Origin of the sequence: Microvirga lenta, from assembly GCF_020532555.1 — a bacterium.
Lineage (GTDB): Bacteria > Pseudomonadota > Alphaproteobacteria > Rhizobiales > Beijerinckiaceae > Microvirga > Microvirga lenta.
Map to the genome: position 1 here is coordinate 195775 of NZ_JAJBBR010000002.1, position 16166 is coordinate 211940.

Here is a 16166-nt window from a genome sequence, read left to right on the forward strand (position 1 = left end):
CGCCATGACCGATCTGACGCTGCCCTCCATCACTCTCGTCCGCCCCAGCCTGGAGTGGCTGTCCGCCTACGAGGACGCCCTCGCCCGCGGCTGGTCGCCCAACACCGACCAGGACGTCAGCCGCGAACAGCTGAGGCAGCTCCGGCGCGATCCGGTGCGCTTTCTCCACAATCTCTACAACAGCCCGACGGTGAGGCTGCCGGACGGGCGGGACGTTCCCCGCCTGCCGGCGCACGATTTCTGGATCAGCGACGGCGATTTCTGCGGCCGGATCGGCTTTCGCTTCCAGCGCGGGACGGAGGACCTGCCGCGCACCGCCTATGGCCATATCGGCTATACCATCGTTCCCTGGAAGCAGCGGCGCGGCTACGCCACCGAGGCGCTGCGCCGGATCCTGCCGCTCGCCCGCGCCGAGGGCTTTTCTCGCGTGCTGATCACCTGCGACGACGACAACGAGGGGTCCAGGAAGGTCATTCTCGCCAACGGCGGAACGCCCGCGGGAATGACGCCCCACGACCGGCGCCCGGGGCACTGGAAGCTCGGTTTTTGGGTTCCCACCCCCGAGCTCTGAGGGACCTCAGACCTGCCGCTCGACCACGAAGCGCACCGCGTCGCGCAGGACCTCTCCTTGCGGGCCGAAGCCGTCGAGGGCGCCCTGCGCCTTCTCGACGAGCCGGCGGCACTCGCGCCGGGCGCCGTCCATGCCGAGCAGGTCCACCAGGGTGGCCTTGCCCTTTTCCAGGTCCTTGCCCGTGCGTTTGCCCAGGGCCTCGGCGGAGGATTCCCGGTCGAGGATGTCGTCGGCCACCTGGAAGGCCGCGCCCAGGGCCCGCCCGTACTCCATGAGCCCGGCGCGGGCCGGCGCATCCGCACGGCCGAGAATGGCGCCCGCCTCGACGGAAAAGGCCAGGATGGCCCCGGTCTTCATCATCTGGAGGAGCCGCACGTCGGCCTCGGACAGGTCCGCCGGTCCGTAGCGGCCCTCCGCCGACAGGTCGAGGAGCTGGCCGCCCACCATACCGCCGAGGCCCGCGGCGCGGGCGAGACCCAGCACGAGATCGGAGCGGATGCCCGCATCCGGATCGGTCGCGGGATCGGCCAGCACCTCGAAGGCCAGGGTCTGGAGGGCATCGCCCGCCAGGATCGCGGTCGCCTCGTCGAAGGCCCGGTGCACGGTCGGGCGCCCCCGGCGCAGGTCGTCGTCGTCCATGGAAGGCAGGTCATCGTGCACCAGGGAATAGCAGTGCAGGAGCTCGACGGCGCAGCCGGCCCTGACGGCCCCCTCGCCATCGTGGCCCAGCAGGCGCGCAGCCTCGAGGGTGAGAAACGGACGCAGGCGCTTGCCGCCGCCTAAGGCCGCATGTCGCATGGCGGCCATCAGCCGAGGAGGCCGGGCAATCTCGCCGTGGCGGGCTTTGTCTGATAGCAAGGCTTCGAGACCTGCTTCGACAACCCCTGCGGCCTGCGCGAGCCGCGCCGTGAAAGTGCTGGTGGATGGCGTCATGATGAGCCTGGATTCGGATGGTGCGGCAGCCCCGTCCGGGAAAATCGCTGAGGGACAATCCGGGCCGGAATGGACGCTGCAGGCGGATCGAAAGAGGTCTCCGATGACGGTGACCCGTTTTCTGCGCCGCCTCGTCCAGATCGGCCTGGGGTTGATACTCTTATGGGTGGGTGCGGTCTTTTGGCTAGGGCTTTTGTACTGGGCCGTGCCGCCGGTCTCCACCCTGATGCTGGGCCGCTGGATGACCCTGCAGCCGGTCGAGCGCGACTATGTCGGGCTGGAGGAGATCTCGCCCCACCTGCCGCTCGCCGTCATGACCTCCGAGGACAGCCGCTTCTGCGGGCATAACGGCGTGGATTGGGTCGAGCTGCGGGAAGTCGTGGAGGCGGCCGACGAGGACGGCCCCTCCCGGGGGGCCTCGACGATTCCCATGCAGACGGCCAAGAACCTCTTCCTTTGGCCGAGCCGCTCCTACATCCGCAAGGGGATGGAGGTTCCGGTGGCGCTCTATCTCGACCTGATCTGGTCGAAGCGGCGCATGATGGAGAACTATCTCAACATCGCCGAATGGGGCGAGGGCATCTTCGGGGCCGAGGCGGCGGCGCGGCACTATTTCCGCAAGCCCGCCAAGAACCTCACCCAGCGCGAGGCCGCCCTGCTCGCCACCGCCCTGCCGAACCCGATCGTGCGCAATCCCGGCCGCCCCAGCAGTCGCCACCGGGCCTTGGCAGGACGGCTCGCGGCGCGCATGTCGCGTCAGGCGCCCTATACGGATTGCCTGAAAAGTTAGCTCTTGGGCTTGGGGGACTAGATATTTCCTCCAAGACCTTGTATGAGGCGCAACCTCATCAGATTGAGATGTGAGCGTTCCCCGGCTCGAGCGGGCGCTCCGCTTTTGACCCGGAGACGAGAAATGGCCGTTCCAAAGAGAAAAACGTCGCCTTCGCGGCGCGGCATGCGTCGCTCCGCCGATGCCTTGAAGGCCCCGACCTACATCGAGGACAAGGATTCCGGCGAGCTGCGCCGTCCTCACCATATCGACCTGAAGTCCGGCGTGTATCGCGGCCGTCAGGTGCTGAAGGTGAAGACCGAAGCGTAAGCAGCGCGACATGCGACAATAAGAACCGGTGCTTCGGCGCCGGTTTTTTTGTGCCCGAAATCCACCGGCCAAGCTTGTCTTTCGAGCGGTTTTTTACCGTCCCTTAAGCCTGAGGTCCGATCCTGCTCCCTTGGATTTTCCGGGGCACGATCCGGGCCGCGCACCCGCCGCCGCCTCAGCCCCGCAGCATGTCATTGTCGAGGGTATGCGTTCATGGCGACGAAACGGCAGGGCCGGGCGGGACTCTTCAACGGCGTATCCCGCACCTCGCGCAGGCGCCCGGCGCCCACCGGGCCGCAGGCCGCGCTGGCGGCCCTGAAAGGGGTCGTCTATTCCTGGGACGTGGCCTCGGACGCGATGACCTGGGGCCCGAATGCGCCGGAGGTGCTGGGCCTGCCCCCCGGCGCCCTCCCCCGGACCGGATACGCCTTTTCCAAGCTGGTGGAGCCCGGAAGCGGCCCCGACCACCGCGACCTCGCCGCGCAGGACGGCTCCGAGCCGTCCTTCGACAGCCGCTATGCCCTGCGCTTCGCGCCCAACCGGGTGCTGATGGTGCAGGATGCGGGCCGCTGGCAGCTCGACGCCGATGGCCGCCCCTGCGTCCTGCGGGGAATGCTGCGGATCGATCCGGCGGCCAGCGCCCAGGACCTTCTGCCGGCCTCCATCAAGGCCCGGTCGCTCCTCCTGCGCCACATCCAGGACAACATCGACGAGGCGGCGCAGCTCTCCCATACCTGCACCCTCATGGTCGGCGCCTGCGACGACGACGAGTCCGTCGCCATGGAACAGGTCGCGCGCTCCCTCCGGCCGCTGCTGCGCCGGGGCGATCATGTGGACATCCTCTCCCCCACGCGCTTCGCCATCACCCTCACCTGCTGTCCGGCGACGGAGGCCATGAGCGCCATGCGGCGCGCCTCGGCTCTCGTCCAGGCCGCCCTGCCCTACGCAATTCTGCATCTCGGCGCCGCCTGCTCGCCGGATCACACCTACGAAGCGGTGAAGCTGCTGCGCTTCGCGGAGATGGCGCTGGAAGCGGCCCTGAGCCGGTCGGAGCCGGCCGTGCTGCACAAGACCCGGCATGCGACGAAGTCCAAAGCCTCCGACCAATCCGTCTGCGATCTCCTCGCGGCCCTGAACGAGCGTCGCCTCGTCCTCGCCCTCCAGCCGGTGGTGGAGGCGCCCTCGCGCCAGCCGGCCCTGGTCCAGGCCCGCGCCGCGATGCGGGGCGAGAACGGTGGAATCTCGGCCCTCGGCCCGGTTCCGGCCGCGGAGACGGTCAATCCGGCCCTGCTGATCGACGGGCGGATGCTGGAACTGGCGGCGGACCACCTGGCCCGTCATCCGGAGGCCCGCCTCGTGCTGCCCGTTGCCCAGGAAACCCTGCAGGATCGGGAATGGCTGCCGATGCTGGCGGCCCATCTGGGCGCGCGGCCGGGCACCGCCTCCCGCCTCATCGTCGCCCTGCCGGAGACGATCCTGGCGGATGCCGGCGAGGTCGTCGGGCCGCTCAACGCCATGAAGGCGCTCGGCCTCGGTATCGGCCTGAGCGGCTTCGGCACCGGTTACGCCTCGCTCGCCTCCCTGCGGGCGCTGCCCATCGACCTCGCGACGGTCGACGGCGTCTTCGTCCAGACGCTCAAGCGCTCCACGGACGACCGGCTGTTCATGCGGACCCTGATCGACATGGCCCATCACCTCGGCATCGCGGTCGCGGCCGAATGGGTGGACGACGAGGCGTCCGCGCGCCTGCTCGCGGCCTGGGGCGTGGATTACATGCAGGGCGACCTGTTCGGCGCCGCCGAGGCGGCGGCACTCCCCGATTCGGCCCTCAAGCGCCTCAAGAGGGCCTGAGCGGCGGGATCTACTTGCCTGCCAGCTTGTCGAGCTTGGCCTGCATGTCGGCCATCTGCTGCTTCAGGGCTTCGAGTTCGCCCGCGGGCTCGCCCTTCGGCTCGGTCTTGGAACCGGCCTCTCCCGCCTGTCGCTGGGCGAAGGGCGAGAACATGCGCATGGCCTCCGAGAAGAAGGTCATGTTCTTGCGCACCTGCTCCTCCATGGCCTGGAAGGCTCCGGGGCCGAAGGCCTGGGTCATCTGCTCCCGGAGCTTCTGCTGCTCCTGGGACAGGTTGTTCATGGAGAATTCCAGGTAGCTCGGCACCAGCGACTGCAGGCTGTCGCCGTAGAAGCGGATGAGCTGGCGCAGGACGGTGACCGGAAGGAGGTTCTGCCCCTCCTTGTTTTCCTGCTCGAAGATGATCTGCGTCAGCACGGAGCGGGTGATGTCGTCGCCCGATTTCGCATCGTAGACGACGAAGTCCTCGCCCTGGCGCACCATGCCGGCGAGGTCCTCCAGCGTGACATAGGTCGATGTGCCGGTGTGGTAGAGGCGGCGGTTGGCGTATTTCTTGATGACAGTCGGTTCTTTTTCCGTCGCCATGTGTCCCAATGCGGTCCTCTTTGAACTCGAAAAACCTGCACGGCCCGCGCCGCCCTGTCCTAATTGTCTAGGACTTCAGCGGTTTTGCCTAGATACTAGTTGCATGGCTGCCCGCGCAAACCCGCAACCCCCCTCAACCATTCGACTATGCCCCACCAGAGGGCGCTTGACTTCCCTTTTTCTGGGGCTTTGATCGAACAATCAACAGGCGGCCGCAATGTCAGGCGCGCCAGCACAGGAGACAGGAATGGCCCAAGACAGCATCGTCATCGTCGGAGCGGCGCGCACCCCCGTCGGCTCGTTCAACGGCGCCTTCGCCAACACGCCCGCCCACGACCTGGGAGCCGTCGCGATCAAGGAAGCGCTCTCGCGCGCCAAGGTGGACGGGGCCGAGGTGGACGAGGTGATCCTCGGGCAGATCCTGACCGCCGCGCAGGGCCAGAACCCGGCCCGTCAGGCCGCCATGGCCGCCGGCATCCCGCACGAGAAGACCGCATGGGGCCTCAACCAGCTCTGCGGCTCGGGCCTTCGCACCGTCGCCATCGGAATGCAGCAGATCGCCAACGGCGACGCCAGCATCATCGTGGCGGGCGGGCAGGAATCCATGTCCCAGGCGCCCCACGCCGCCTATATGCGCTCCGGCACCAAGATGGGCGACTTCAAGCTCGTGGACACCATGCTGAAGGACGGCCTCATGGACGCCTTCCACGGCTACCACATGGGCAACACCGCCGAGAACGTGGCCCAGCGCTGGCAGCTCACCCGCGAGGAGCAGGACCAGTTCGCGGTCGCCTCCCAGAACAAGGCCGAGGCCGCCCAGAAGGAGGGCCGCTTCAAGGACGAGATCGCCCCGGTGACGATCTCGTCCCGCAAGGGCGACATCGTGGTGGACCAGGACGAATACATCCGCGCCGGCACCACCATCGACGCGGTCGCCAAGCTGCGTCCCGCTTTCTCGAAGGACGGAACGGTGACGGCCGGCAACGCCTCCGGCATCAACGACGGCGCCGCCGCCATCGTGCTGATGACGGAAGCCGAGGCCGAGCGCCGCGGCCTGACCCCGCTCGCCCGCATCGCCTCCTGGGCGACCGCCGGCGTCGATCCCGCCATCATGGGCACCGGCCCGATCCCGGCCTCGCGCAAGGCGCTGGAGAAGGCCGGCTGGAAGGTCCAGGACCTCGACCTCGTCGAGGCCAACGAAGCCTTCGCGGCGCAGGCGCTCGCGGTCAACAAGGACATGGGCTGGGATCCGTCCATCGTGAACGTCAACGGCGGCGCCATCGCCATCGGCCACCCCATCGGCGCCTCGGGCGGCCGCGTCCTCGTGACCCTGCTGCACGAAATGGGCCGCCGCAACGCCCGCAAGGGCCTCGCGACCCTCTGCATCGGCGGCGGCATGGGCATCGCCATGTGCCTCGAGCGCTAATCCGTTCGATCGACGCGCCCCGGTCTAGGCGCAGCAACGAATCCTAGGCTATGATTCAAGGCGGCCCGGTTTCCGGACCGCCTTTGCCATTTGACGGGTCCACAAGAGACTCGATTGCAACGGCCTGGGAAGGAGACACAGATATGGCGCGCGTCGCATTGGTTACCGGCGGCACTCGCGGCATCGGAGCCGCGATTTCGACAGCCCTCAAGAACGCAGGCTACACGGTCGCCGCGAATTACGGCGGCAACGACCAGGCCGCCAACCAGTTCAAGAGCGACACCGGAATCCCCGTCTACAAGTTCGACGTGTCGGACGCGGCCGCCTGCGAGGCGGGCATCCGGTCCATCGAGCAGGATCTCGGCCCCATCGACATCCTGGTGAACAACGCCGGCATCACCCGCGACGGCATGTTCCACAAGATGAGCTTCGATCAATGGTCTGCGGTCATCCGCACGAACCTCGATTCGATGTTCACCTGCACGCGCCCCCTGATCGAGGGCATGCGCGAGCGCAATTTCGGCCGCATCATCATCATCTCCTCCATCAACGGCCAGAAAGGCCAGATGGGGCAGGCCAACTACTCCGCCGCCAAGGCGGGCGTGATCGGCTTCGCCAAGGCGCTGGCCCTGGAGAACGCCAACAAGGGCGTCACCGTGAACGTGATCGCGCCCGGCTACATCGCCACCGAGATGGTGCGCGCGGTGCCGGAGGAAGTCCTGAAGGCGAAGATCCTGCCGCTGATTCCCGTCGGACGCCTCGGAGAGGCCGAGGAGATCGCCCGCGGCGTGGTGTTCCTGGCCGGCGACGAGGCCGGTTTCATCACCGGCTCGACCCTGAGCATGAACGGCGGCCAGTACATGGCCTGACGAATCGCCGGATCGTCATCGAAAGCTCTCCCCAGACGGAGAGCTTTCGTTTATTGGCGGCGCATCATGACGACGCGCACCGCCACCCTGATCGGCTTCACGGCCATCCTTCTCTGGTCCCTCCTGGCCCTGCTGACAGTGGCGACGGGGCGGATCCCTCCGTTCCAGCTCGTGGCGGTGACCTTCCTGATCGGCGGGCTCGTCGGAATGGCGAGCTGGATCGTGCGCCCCCAGGGCATCAAGGCCCTGCGGCAGAAGCCGGTCGTCTGGGCCCTGGGCCTGAGCGGCCTGTTCGGCTATCACGCCCTGTATTTCGCCGCCCTGCGCTGGGCGCCGCCCGCGGAGGCGGGCCTGCTCAACTATCTCTGGCCGCTGCTGATCGTCCTGTTCTCCGCGCTCCTGCCGGGAGAGCGGCTCCGGCCGGCCCATATCGCCGGAGCGCTGCTCGGATTCGCGGGCGTCGTCGTGCTCTTCGCCGGACGCGGCTCCCTGGAGGTGCGGGCCGAGGACGTTCCCGGCTACATCTGCGCCATTGTCGCCGCCTTCTTCTGGGGAGGGTACTCGGTCCTGTCCCGCCGCTTCGGCCAGGTCCCCACCGACGCGGTGGCGGGCTTCTGCCTGATGGCGGCGCTGCTCAGCCTCATCTGCCATCTGCTGTTCGAGACGACCGTCTGGCCCGAGACGACCACGCAATGGCTGGCGCTCGTGGCGCTGGGCCTCGGCCCCGTCGGCGGGTCCTTCTACGTCTGGGACATCGGAATGAAGCGGGGCGACATCCGCCTGCTCGGCGTGGCCTCCTATGCGGCCCCGGTGATGTCGACCCTGCTCCTCGTCGTCGCCGGCTATGCGGAGCCGACCCTCACCCTCGCAGCCTCCTGCGGCCTCATCGTCCTCGGGGCGCTGGTGGCCACCCTCACGGGGAAGCGGGCGCCGGCATGACCCGGTGCGTGTAGCGGTAGGCGAGCCGGAACCCGAGCGCGCCGTAGAGCGAGCGGGCGATCTCGTTCTCCTCGCGCACCTGAAGATAGGCCGTGTGGGCGCCGTGCGTGCAGCCCCAGGCCATGAGGCTCAGCACCACCCGGCGGCCGAGGCCGATGCCGCGCAGGTCCGGCGCGACCACGATGTCGTAGAGGCCCACATAACCCCGCTCGACCACGCCGAGGCCCCAGGCGACGGGCCTTTCGTCGAGACGCAGGGTCGCGAAGGCCGCCTTCTGGCGAATGCGCGAGACGATGCCCAGGAGGGCGGCCTCGTCGTCCTTCTCGCCGCCGTAGGATTCCGACGCCTCGCGCACCCATTGCTTCGACACCTTCGCTTCGATGGCGACCTCGGAATCGACCTCGCAATCCCCGTCGACGGGTGCCGAGAGAACGCAGGTCGGCTCGATTTCCCGGAACCCGCGCGCGGCGAGCAGCGCATCGACGCCTGCACCTTCGAGCCCGTTGAGCCGGAAGGTCGGGCGCACATTGGCCGCAATGAAGCGCTCGACCATGTAGACCAGCAGCGGCTCGTCGAGGCTTGCGCCGGGCAGCAACGGCGTCGCGGAATTGGCCCGCTTGGTGTAGCCGGCCGCGAGCCGCAGGATCCAGCCGTCATAGGCCTGGTAGTCGAAGGACGGCCATGCATTCACAAGGCGGCTCTCGAGTCCGAGAATGAGGCTGTGGTCGCTCATGAGCGTCTCTCTGGCTTCCCGGATCCGTGATCAGGCGTCAAAAATTGTTCTTCCATTCGCGCAGGGCGCCGAAAACGTCCTCCGGCGCGGCCCCTTCCTTGTGGACGGCCTTGGCGAGAGCGGGCTCGCCAGCCCGCAGGAAGGGGTTCGTCGCCTTCTCCTGCCCGATGGTGGTGGGCACCAGGAAGCGGCCTTCCGCCTTGGCGGCTTCAGCCTCCGCCGCCCGCGCCTTCAGGGCCTCGTTGTCCGGGTCCGCCGCCAGGGCGAAGCGGGCGTTCGAGAGGGTGTAGTCGTGTCCGCAATAGACCCGCGTCCCGTCCGGGAGCGTCGCAAGGCGCTGCAGGGAGTTCCACAGATCCGTGTGGCTCCCCTCCAGCACCCGCCCGCAGCCGAGGGTGAAGAGGGTGTCGCCCGCGAAGAGATCGCCGTCCTGCTCGAACCAGTACGAGACGTGGTCGGCGCAGTGCCCCGGCGTCTCCCAGACCTGGGCCCGGAGGGTTCCGACCTGAACCGTGTCGCCCTCGCCCACCAGGACATCGGCGAGCGGCACCTGCTCCCGCGCCTTGGCCGGCGCGACGACCCGGCAGCCGGTGCGGCGCTTCAGGGGCTCGATGCCCTGCACGTGGTCCCAGTGCTTGTGGGTGACGAGAATGTCCGAAAGCCGCCAGCCCGTCCGGGCCAGCGCCTCCAGAATCGGCCCCTCCTCCGGCGCGTCGATGGCCGCGCAGGCGCCCGTATCGGGATCGTGGACGAGAGCCCCGATATTGTCGCTGAGGCAACGAAAGACGTGGATTTGAGCGGGCATGGAAGGACCGTGGCTTGATGCGTCACGAGTTATCATGGGACAGTTCGGCCGCGAAACCAGACCTTGGCCTTTGTCCTTGTCGTTCCACAGGCCGGCAGATGGTGTGATGAGTATCGATATTACCGACCTGCGCAGCTTCTATGCCAGCCCCTTGGGCGGCGTCACGCGCCGCTTCGTCGGAAGGGCCATCGGCCGCTTCTGGGGGCCGCTGACGGGGCTGCGCGTGCTCGGGCTCGGCTATGCGCCGCCCTATCTGGGCGCCGTCCGGTCCGAATGCGAGCGGGCGATGGCCTTCATGCCGGCGAGCCAGGGCGTGGTGAACTGGCCGAGCACCGGCGCCTCGGCGTCGGCCCTGGTCGACCCGCTCATGATGCCCCTGCCCGATTCCTCCATCGACCGGGTGCTCGTGGTCCATGCGCTGGAGACGGTGGAGAGCCCGAGCGAGCTCCTGCACGAGATCTGGCGTATCCTGACCCCCGGCGGGCGGATCATCCTGGTCGCCCCCAACCGGCGCGGCCTGTGGGCGCGCATGGACACGACCCCCTTCGGCTACGGCCAGCCCTACAGCCGTTCGCAGCTCAAGAGCCTCATGCGCCAGACCTGGTTCTCGCCCGAGGCCTGGGCCGAGACGCTCTACATGCCCCCCTTGCGCAGCCGCTTCCTCCTGCGCACCGCCCAGGCCTGGGAGCAAATGGGCCTGACCTTCTCGCTGCCGGGCGCGGGCCTGCACATCGTGGAGGCCACGAAGCAGCTCTACCGGCCCGGCGCCGTGCGCGCGGTCCGGCACGCGGGCCAGCGCCGCGTCCCGGTCCTCGTCCCGGCCCGGGCCTCGCGGGTGAGCGTCGGGCCCGAGGCCTGAGCCGGCTCGGGCGCGATCCGGAGCCGCGGGGAACCAATCGGTGGCGCCATGGTTGGTCGGTCTTACCCATCCCCGACGAGGAGTGATGCCGATGCGACCGCCCCCTCGCATGTCCCGGACGTGGCTCCTCCTCCTTGGCGGAGTGGCTCTGGCGGGCGCCGTGGCGGCGATCTCCCGAACCCGGAGCGCCCTTCCGCCCCCGCGGCCGGGCCGGGCGGCCCGCGAGCGGGTGCGGACCGGCATCGTCGACGGCATCCGCATGCGGTGGGAACAGCACGGGGGCGACCCGGCGACCGGCCTTCCCGTCGTCTTCGTCCACGGCCTCCCGACGAATCCCCGCGCCTGGCGCTACGTCATTCCCCTCGTGGCGGATGACGGCGTGTGCTGCCTCGCCTGGGAGCAGGTCGGCTTCGGCGGCTCGCTGCGGGAGGGCCTGGGACGGGACCTCTCGATCCCGGCCCAGGCCTTCTATCTGCGGGCGTGGCTTCGTCACCAGGGAATCGAACGCGCGGTTTTCGTCGCGCACGACTATGGCGGCGGGGTCGTCCAGCATCTCGCGACGACCTCCCCGGACCTGTTCCTCGGTCTCGTCCTCACGGACAGCGTCGCCTTCGACAACTGGCCGGTTGCCGCCGTGCGGACCGCCAAGGCCGCCGCTTCCGCGATCGAACGCCTGCCGCCCGCCCTGGCGAGGCAGATCTTCAGGGCGGCTCTCGCCAATCTGGGCCATACGAACCGCACGGTCGCGGCAGAGTCGGAAGAGCTGTTCTGGCATCCCTACTCGGGCGAGAACGGTCCCGCGGCGCTGGCCCATCAGCTCAGGCATTTCCACACCGCCGACACGATCCGGATCGGCCGGCGGCTGCGTCCGCTGGGCTGCCCTACGACGGTGGTATGGGGCGAAAGGGATCCGCTCGGCCTGGAATCGGCCAGGGAGCTTGCCCGGCGGCTCGACGCGGAGCTGCAGGTCGTCCCGGGCGCATATCACTTCACCATCGAGGACCATCCCCAGGACATCGCCGACGCCGTCCGGCGAACGGTCGCTCAGGCCCGACGGGCGCAGGAGACCTGGGAGCGCGGGTGAGGCCCTATCCCCTTGCGTCAGGCGGTCTTCGGGGGGTAAATCCGGCCTCAACTTGACTTGGGGCCGCCAAATCGCCAGTGTCCGCGCCGGTCCGGCGGGGCCTTGGCCTGAAGCGCCGGTTTTTCATTTCCACAGAGTCTGATGCGCAGCTATCTCGATTTCGAAAAGCCCGTTGCCGAACTGGAAGCCAAGGTCGAAGAACTTCGGGCGCTCGGCGAGAACCGGGACGCCGTCTCGATCACCGACGACATCACCCGGCTCGAGGCCAAGGCGTCGGAGGCCCTCAAGGAGCTCTACGCCAAGCTGACTCCGTGGCAGAAGACCCTGGTGGCCCGCCATCCGCAGCGGCCGCATTTCGTGGATTACTGCGCCGGGCTCATCACCGAGTTCACGCCGCTGGCCGGCGACCGCAAGTTCGCCGAGGACGAGGCCATCGTCGGCGGCTTCGGCCGCTTCCGCGGCCAGCCGGTCTGCGTCATGGGCCAGGAGAAGGGCCACAACACCGAAACCCGCATCCGGCACAATTTCGGCATGGCCCGGCCCGAGGGCTACCGCAAGGCCGTGCGCCTGATGGAGCTGGCCGACCGCTTCGGTCTGCCGGTGATCTCCTTCGTGGATACGGCGGGCGCCTATCCGGGCATCGAGGCGGAGGAGCGCGGACAGGCAGAGGCCATCGCCCGCTCGACCGAGATGCAGCTCTCCCTCGGCGTCCCCAACGTCTCCGTCGTCATCGGCGAGGGCGGCTCGGGCGGCGCCATCGCGATTGCCACCGCCAACAAGGTGCTGATGCTGGAGCACGCGATCTACAGCGTGATCTCGCCCGAAGGTGCGGCCTCGATCCTCTGGCGCGATTCCGCCCGGGCGCAGGACGCCGCCACCAACATGAAGATCACCGCCCAGGACCTCCTGCGCCTCGGCATCATCGACGGCATCGTCACCGAGCCCATGGGCGGCGCCCACCGGGACCCGCGGGCCACGATCGAGGCGACCGGCAGCGCCATCGAGGAGGCCCTGCACGACCTCGGCAACATGGGACCGGCAGAGCTGCGCGACCACCGGGCCGAGAAGTTCCTCAACATCGGCCGCAAGCTCTAAAAAGTAGGATTTTTACCCCCTATTCAGCATAACTCCATAACAGCCCCGCTTGCGGTAAGGCGGAGTTAAGGCTAACGATTTAGAGAAATTGGGGAACTGTCCGGCACCAATGTTCGGGCAGATCAGAATGCGGGGACCCCCATGATGAAGCGCATCGCATTGGCCGCGAGCCTGACGCTCGCGCTCGCCGCCTGTCAGGACGACGGTTTTTCGCGAAGCTCGACGCGACATCTGCAGCCGATTCCGCCCGCCGCCATGGCGCTGATGGCGAGCAAGGGGATGTCGAAGAGCGATCCCATCCTGATCCGAGCCTACAAGAAGGAATCGGAGATGGAGGTGTGGAAGCGCGGTTCCGACGGCCGCTATGCCCTTCTCAAGACCTACCCCATCTGCCGCTGGTCGGGTCAGCTCGGCCCGAAGACCAAGGAAGGCGACCGCCAGGTGCCCGAGGGCTTCTATACGGTCTCGCCCGCGCAGATGAACCCCAACTCCGCCTATTACCTGTCCTTCGACACCGGCTATCCGAACGCCTATGACCGCCAGTTCGGTCGCACCGGCGGCGACATCATGGTGCATGGCTCGTGCACGTCGCGCGGCTGCTTCGCTATGACCGACCAGAACGTGGCCGAGATCTACGCCATCGCCCGCGAGGCCTTCGCCAGCGGCCAGCGCGCCTTCCAGTTCCAGTCCTATCCGTTCCGGATGACGCCGAAGAACCTGGCGCAGCACCGCCTCGACCCGAATATCGGCTTCTGGAAGAACCTGAAGGAAGGTTCCGACTATTTCGAGGTCACGAAGGACGAGCCGCGGATCGCGGTCGCCGGCGGGCGCTATCAGTTCAACGTCTCCGACGAGACCGTCGTCGCCGCCGTGCGCCAGAAGCAGGCGCAGGACGAGCAGCAGGTGGCAGAACTCGTGGCCAAGGGCGAGAAGCCGATCAAGCTCGCCTATCACGACGGCGACTCGCACGAATCCTTCCGCACGGCGCTTGCCAGCGCCATGGGCGCGGACGGGTCGCTCGTGGTCGATGCCCGCATGCGCGACAAGTTCGGCGACGTGAGCCGCCCCGAGAGCCTGACCGGCCCGCGCGAGATCGCCCTCGACGACAGCGGCCGGACGAGGCCGGAAGCGCCGTCCGCCGCCCTGGCCTTCGCCTCGCTTCCCCCGGCCGAGCCCGCCGCCCAGGCCGCGGTTCCGGTGGCCGATCAGGCCGATGCCGGTCCGCAGCAGACGCCGTTCTACAAGAAGATGTTCAACGGCATCGGCGACCTGTTCACCACCTCCGGTCCGACCCAGCCCGTCGCGGCGGCTCCCGTCGCGGCCCCGGCGGCACAGCCGCAGGCGGTGCCGCAGAAGCGGGTCCAGGCTCCGTCCAAGGTGAACGTCGCAGCGGTGCAGTGATCCTGCAGGACCGCTCCAGGAACTCGGAAAAGCCCGCCCTCACCGGCGGGCTTTCTGTCATTGCCTCATCCCGCTAGGCCGCATCCGGAGCAGAGCGTTCGATGCGCCGTCTCACCACGACAGCAACCGTCATTGCCCTGGCAGCGGCCATCGGATTGGCGCTACTTCGCCCGGACCTTCTGAGCAGCGCCTCAGATCGAGCGATTAGAATCGTGGGACTGTTTTCGGATCCTCTGGCGCATCGCCTCCGGCATGGCACGGAGAAGCCCCTTCCGGACAGGTTGAACGAGAAAGGCTTCCGCCTCGGAACGCAGGCCTTCATCCGGATCTTCAAGGAGGAGAAGGAATTGGAGGTCTGGCTGCTGCGTGACAGGGCGTTTGCCTTGTTCGCGAGCTACCCGATCTGCGCCTGGTCCGGAACCTTGGGGCCCAAGCTCGCGGAGGGAGACAGGCAAAGCCCGGAGGGTTTTTATGCGGTCGGCCTCGACCAGCTCAATCCGAGGAGCGCCTATTATCGCGCCTTCAATCTGGGCTTTCCAAATGCCTACGACCGGGCTCATGGCCGCACGGGATCGTTCCTGATGGTCCATGGCGACTGCCTGTCGATCGGCTGCTACGCCATGACCGACAAGGGCATCGACGACATCTATCGTGTGGTCGAGGCCGCGCTTCGTGGCGGCCAATCCGAGATCCCCGTGCACGTCTTTCCATTTCGCATGACGGATGCCCGGCTGGCGGCAAAGGCGGATCATCCCTGGGCGTCGTTTTGGGCAAACCTAAAGGAAGGATACGATCTCTTCGAGACGACAGGAGTTCCGCCGTCCGTCTCCGTCTGCTCCGGCCGATATGCCTTCGGGCCCGCAGAGGACATGGCATGCCAACCGATCCGCGCCTGGTAGACCTGCCGCGCCGGCGGATCGGAGGCTTATCCGAAGACGCCCTCCCTCACCCCTCCCCGCCCGGCAGCTTCGTTCCCGTCACCTGGGCGTAGAGGCGGGCGACGGAGGCGTCGTCGTCGCGGCCCATTCCGGCGGCGGAGGTCATGAGGAACATCTGGAGCGCCGCCGCCGAGACCGGCACGGGGAACTTGGCGGCTCTCGCCATGTCCTGGATGATGCCGAGATCCTTGACGAAGATGTCGACCGCACTGTGCGGGGTGTAATCGCCGTCGAGCACGTGCGGAACGCGGTTCTCGAACATCCAGGAATTGCCGGCTGAGGCCGTGATCACCTCGTAGACCTTGGCGATGTCGAGCCCCTGCCGGGCCGCGAAAGCGATGGCCTCGCAGGCCGCCGCGATGTGGACGCCCGCCAGGAGCTGGTTGATCATCTTGAACGCCGCCCCCTGCCCCGGCGCATCGCCGAGCTCGTAGAGGGTCGACGCCATGGCGTCGAGGGCGGGGCGGGCCTTGGCGAAGGCGGCAGGGCTGCCCGAGGCGAGGATCGTCAGCGCCCCTTCCGCCGCGCGCCGGGCGCCGCCGCTGATGGGGGCATCGAGGTAATGGCGGCCGCTCTCTTCGAGCCGGGCGGCGAGGCGGCGTGCGGCCTCCGGATCCATGGTGGCCGACGAGACGAAGACCGCGCCCTCCGGCATCGCCTGCGCGACCCCGCCGCGCCCGAACAGGACGGCTTCCGTCTGCGCCGCGTTCACCACGACGGAAACGACGATATCCGCCCCCTCGGCGGCCTGCGCCGGAGACTCCGCGCCGCGACCGCCCTCTGCGGCGAAGCGCTCGACGGCCGACCGGTCGACGTCGCAGCCGGCGACGTCGAACCCTGCGCGCCTGAGGGACGAGGCCATGCCGAAGCCCATGGAGCCGAGGCCGATCACGGCCACCCGCGCCTTCGCGGAAGACGGCTGATCCTGTTGCACGCTCATGTCACGTCTCCCACCCTGCATGGCCGGCTCACCGCGC

At 68.1% G+C, this 16166-nt stretch carries 17 protein-coding genes; 12 read left to right on the forward strand and 5 right to left on the reverse strand.

Annotated elements, in window-relative coordinates:
• Positions 1–4: 4 nt before the first annotated feature.
• A complete protein-coding gene (locus tag LGR44_RS03910) occupies positions 5–571 on the forward strand; it encodes a GNAT family N-acetyltransferase (RefSeq protein WP_226737461.1) in 567 nt (188 codons plus the stop codon).
• A 6-nt stretch (positions 572–577) separates the two neighbouring features.
• On the opposite strand, the gene LGR44_RS03915 is transcribed toward LGR44_RS03910, so the two are convergent.
• On the reverse strand, positions 578–1504 hold the full coding sequence (locus tag LGR44_RS03915) for a polyprenyl synthetase family protein (protein ID WP_226737463.1): 927 nt from the start codon (positions 1502–1504) through the stop codon (positions 578–580).
• 103 nt (positions 1505–1607) lie between these two features.
• Between LGR44_RS03915 and mtgA the strand changes: the two genes are divergently transcribed.
• From mtgA to LGR44_RS03930, 3 genes are all read left to right on the forward strand, one after another.
• Positions 1608–2294, forward strand: a complete 687-nt coding sequence (gene mtgA / locus LGR44_RS03920; protein ID WP_226737465.1) for a monofunctional biosynthetic peptidoglycan transglycosylase — start codon at positions 1608–1610, stop codon at positions 2292–2294.
• A gap of 123 nt (positions 2295–2417) precedes the next feature.
• A complete protein-coding gene (gene rpmF, locus LGR44_RS03925; RefSeq protein ID WP_226737467.1) occupies positions 2418–2603 on the forward strand; it encodes a 50S ribosomal protein L32 in 186 nt (61 codons plus the stop codon).
• Between the two features lie 213 nt (positions 2604–2816).
• Positions 2817–4454, forward strand: coding sequence for an EAL domain-containing protein (locus tag LGR44_RS03930; protein ID WP_226737469.1), 1638 nt, complete (start codon positions 2817–2819; stop codon positions 4452–4454).
• Positions 4455–4464: 10 nt separating this feature from the next.
• Here LGR44_RS03930 and phaR read toward each other — a convergent pair whose 3' ends face one another.
• Positions 4465–5040 (reverse strand): polyhydroxyalkanoate synthesis repressor PhaR, encoded by a 576-nt coding sequence (gene phaR, locus LGR44_RS03935; RefSeq protein ID WP_226737471.1) that lies wholly within the window; start codon positions 5038–5040, stop codon positions 4465–4467.
• A 247-nt stretch (positions 5041–5287) separates the two neighbouring features.
• Here phaR and LGR44_RS03940 point away from each other — a divergent pair, with 247 nt between their 5' ends.
• The 3 genes from LGR44_RS03940 (at position 5288) to yddG (ending at position 8274) form a co-directional block, all read left to right on the forward strand.
• Positions 5288–6466, forward strand: coding sequence for an acetyl-CoA C-acetyltransferase (locus LGR44_RS03940; protein ID WP_226737473.1), 1179 nt, complete (start codon positions 5288–5290; stop codon positions 6464–6466).
• Positions 6467–6609: 143 nt separating this feature from the next.
• Complete coding sequence (phbB, locus tag LGR44_RS03945) at positions 6610–7335, forward strand: acetoacetyl-CoA reductase (RefSeq protein ID WP_226737475.1); 726 nt, start codon at positions 6610–6612, stop codon at positions 7333–7335.
• Between the two features lie 66 nt (positions 7336–7401).
• Entirely contained in the window at positions 7402–8274 is an 873-nt protein-coding gene (gene yddG / locus LGR44_RS03950; RefSeq protein ID WP_226737477.1) for an aromatic amino acid exporter YddG, read from the forward strand.
• Here the strand turns inward: yddG and LGR44_RS03955 are convergent.
• Both LGR44_RS03955 and gloB read right to left on the reverse strand, forming a co-directional pair.
• Entirely contained in the window at positions 8249–9007 is a 759-nt protein-coding gene (locus tag LGR44_RS03955; protein WP_226737479.1) for a GNAT family N-acetyltransferase, read from the reverse strand. The two genes, yddG and LGR44_RS03955, sit on opposite strands and share 26 nt — an antisense overlap.
• Positions 9008–9044: 37 nt before the next feature.
• A complete protein-coding gene (gene gloB, locus LGR44_RS03960; protein ID WP_226737481.1) occupies positions 9045–9812 on the reverse strand; it encodes a hydroxyacylglutathione hydrolase in 768 nt (255 codons plus the stop codon).
• Positions 9813–9918: 106 nt separating this feature from the next.
• On the opposite strand from gloB, the gene LGR44_RS03965 reads away from it, so the two are divergent.
• From LGR44_RS03965 to LGR44_RS03985, 5 genes are all read left to right on the forward strand, one after another.
• A complete protein-coding gene (locus tag LGR44_RS03965) occupies positions 9919–10671 on the forward strand; it encodes a class I SAM-dependent methyltransferase (protein WP_226737483.1) in 753 nt (250 codons plus the stop codon).
• A gap of 91 nt (positions 10672–10762) precedes the next feature.
• Positions 10763–11755 (forward strand): alpha/beta fold hydrolase, encoded by a 993-nt coding sequence (locus LGR44_RS03970; protein WP_226737486.1) that lies wholly within the window; start codon positions 10763–10765, stop codon positions 11753–11755.
• A gap of 141 nt (positions 11756–11896) precedes the next feature.
• Positions 11897–12850 carry an acetyl-CoA carboxylase carboxyltransferase subunit alpha gene (locus tag LGR44_RS03975; protein ID WP_226737488.1) on the forward strand — a complete coding sequence of 318 codons (954 nt, stop codon included), beginning with the start codon at positions 11897–11899 and terminating at the stop codon, positions 12848–12850.
• A gap of 141 nt (positions 12851–12991) precedes the next feature.
• On the forward strand, positions 12992–14251 hold the full coding sequence (locus LGR44_RS03980) for a L,D-transpeptidase family protein (RefSeq protein WP_226737490.1): 1260 nt from the start codon (positions 12992–12994) through the stop codon (positions 14249–14251).
• Positions 14252–14352: 101 nt separating this feature from the next.
• Positions 14353–15150, forward strand: a complete 798-nt coding sequence (locus LGR44_RS03985) for a L,D-transpeptidase family protein (protein WP_226737492.1) — start codon at positions 14353–14355, stop codon at positions 15148–15150.
• Between the two features lie 46 nt (positions 15151–15196).
• Here the strand turns inward: LGR44_RS03985 and ltnD are convergent, their stop codons facing one another.
• Positions 15197–16129: an L-threonate dehydrogenase gene (ltnD, locus tag LGR44_RS03990; protein WP_226737495.1), complete on the reverse strand. Its 933-nt coding sequence runs from the start codon at positions 16127–16129 to the stop codon at positions 15197–15199.
• Positions 16130–16166: the final 37 nt, after the last annotated feature.

What these genes read in the sequence shown, in the direction of transcription:
- LGR44_RS03965 (WP_226737483.1), top strand. Translation starts at nt 9,919, where the DNA reads ATGAGTATCGATATTACCGACCTGCGCAGCTTCTATGCCAGCCCCTTG.
- LGR44_RS03955 (WP_226737479.1), bottom strand. Translation starts at nt 9,007, where the DNA reads ATGAGCGACCACAGCCTCATTCTCGGACTCGAGAGCCGCCTTGTGAAT.
- ltnD (WP_226737495.1), bottom strand. Translation starts at nt 16,129, where the DNA reads ATGAGCGTGCAACAGGATCAGCCGTCTTCCGCGAAGGCGCGGGTGGCC.
- gloB (WP_226737481.1), bottom strand. Translation starts at nt 9,812, where the DNA reads ATGCCCGCTCAAATCCACGTCTTTCGTTGCCTCAGCGACAATATCGGG.
- phaR (WP_226737471.1), bottom strand. Translation starts at nt 5,040, where the DNA reads ATGGCGACGGAAAAAGAACCGACTGTCATCAAGAAATACGCCAACCGC.
- yddG (WP_226737477.1), top strand. Translation starts at nt 7,402, where the DNA reads ATGACGACGCGCACCGCCACCCTGATCGGCTTCACGGCCATCCTTCTC.
- LGR44_RS03930 (WP_226737469.1), top strand. Translation starts at nt 2,817, where the DNA reads ATGGCGACGAAACGGCAGGGCCGGGCGGGACTCTTCAACGGCGTATCC.
- LGR44_RS03915 (WP_226737463.1), bottom strand. Translation starts at nt 1,504, where the DNA reads ATGACGCCATCCACCAGCACTTTCACGGCGCGGCTCGCGCAGGCCGCA.
- LGR44_RS03980 (WP_226737490.1), top strand. Translation starts at nt 12,992, where the DNA reads ATGATGAAGCGCATCGCATTGGCCGCGAGCCTGACGCTCGCGCTCGCC.
- LGR44_RS03985 (WP_226737492.1), top strand. Translation starts at nt 14,353, where the DNA reads ATGCGCCGTCTCACCACGACAGCAACCGTCATTGCCCTGGCAGCGGCC.
- phbB (WP_226737475.1), top strand. Translation starts at nt 6,610, where the DNA reads ATGGCGCGCGTCGCATTGGTTACCGGCGGCACTCGCGGCATCGGAGCC.
- rpmF (WP_226737467.1), top strand. Translation starts at nt 2,418, where the DNA reads ATGGCCGTTCCAAAGAGAAAAACGTCGCCTTCGCGGCGCGGCATGCGT.
- mtgA (WP_226737465.1), top strand. Translation starts at nt 1,608, where the DNA reads ATGACGGTGACCCGTTTTCTGCGCCGCCTCGTCCAGATCGGCCTGGGG.
- LGR44_RS03970 (WP_226737486.1), top strand. Translation starts at nt 10,763, where the DNA reads ATGCGACCGCCCCCTCGCATGTCCCGGACGTGGCTCCTCCTCCTTGGC.
- LGR44_RS03975 (WP_226737488.1), top strand. Translation starts at nt 11,897, where the DNA reads ATGCGCAGCTATCTCGATTTCGAAAAGCCCGTTGCCGAACTGGAAGCC.
- LGR44_RS03940 (WP_226737473.1), top strand. Translation starts at nt 5,288, where the DNA reads ATGGCCCAAGACAGCATCGTCATCGTCGGAGCGGCGCGCACCCCCGTC.
- LGR44_RS03910 (WP_226737461.1), top strand. Translation starts at nt 5, where the DNA reads ATGACCGATCTGACGCTGCCCTCCATCACTCTCGTCCGCCCCAGCCTG.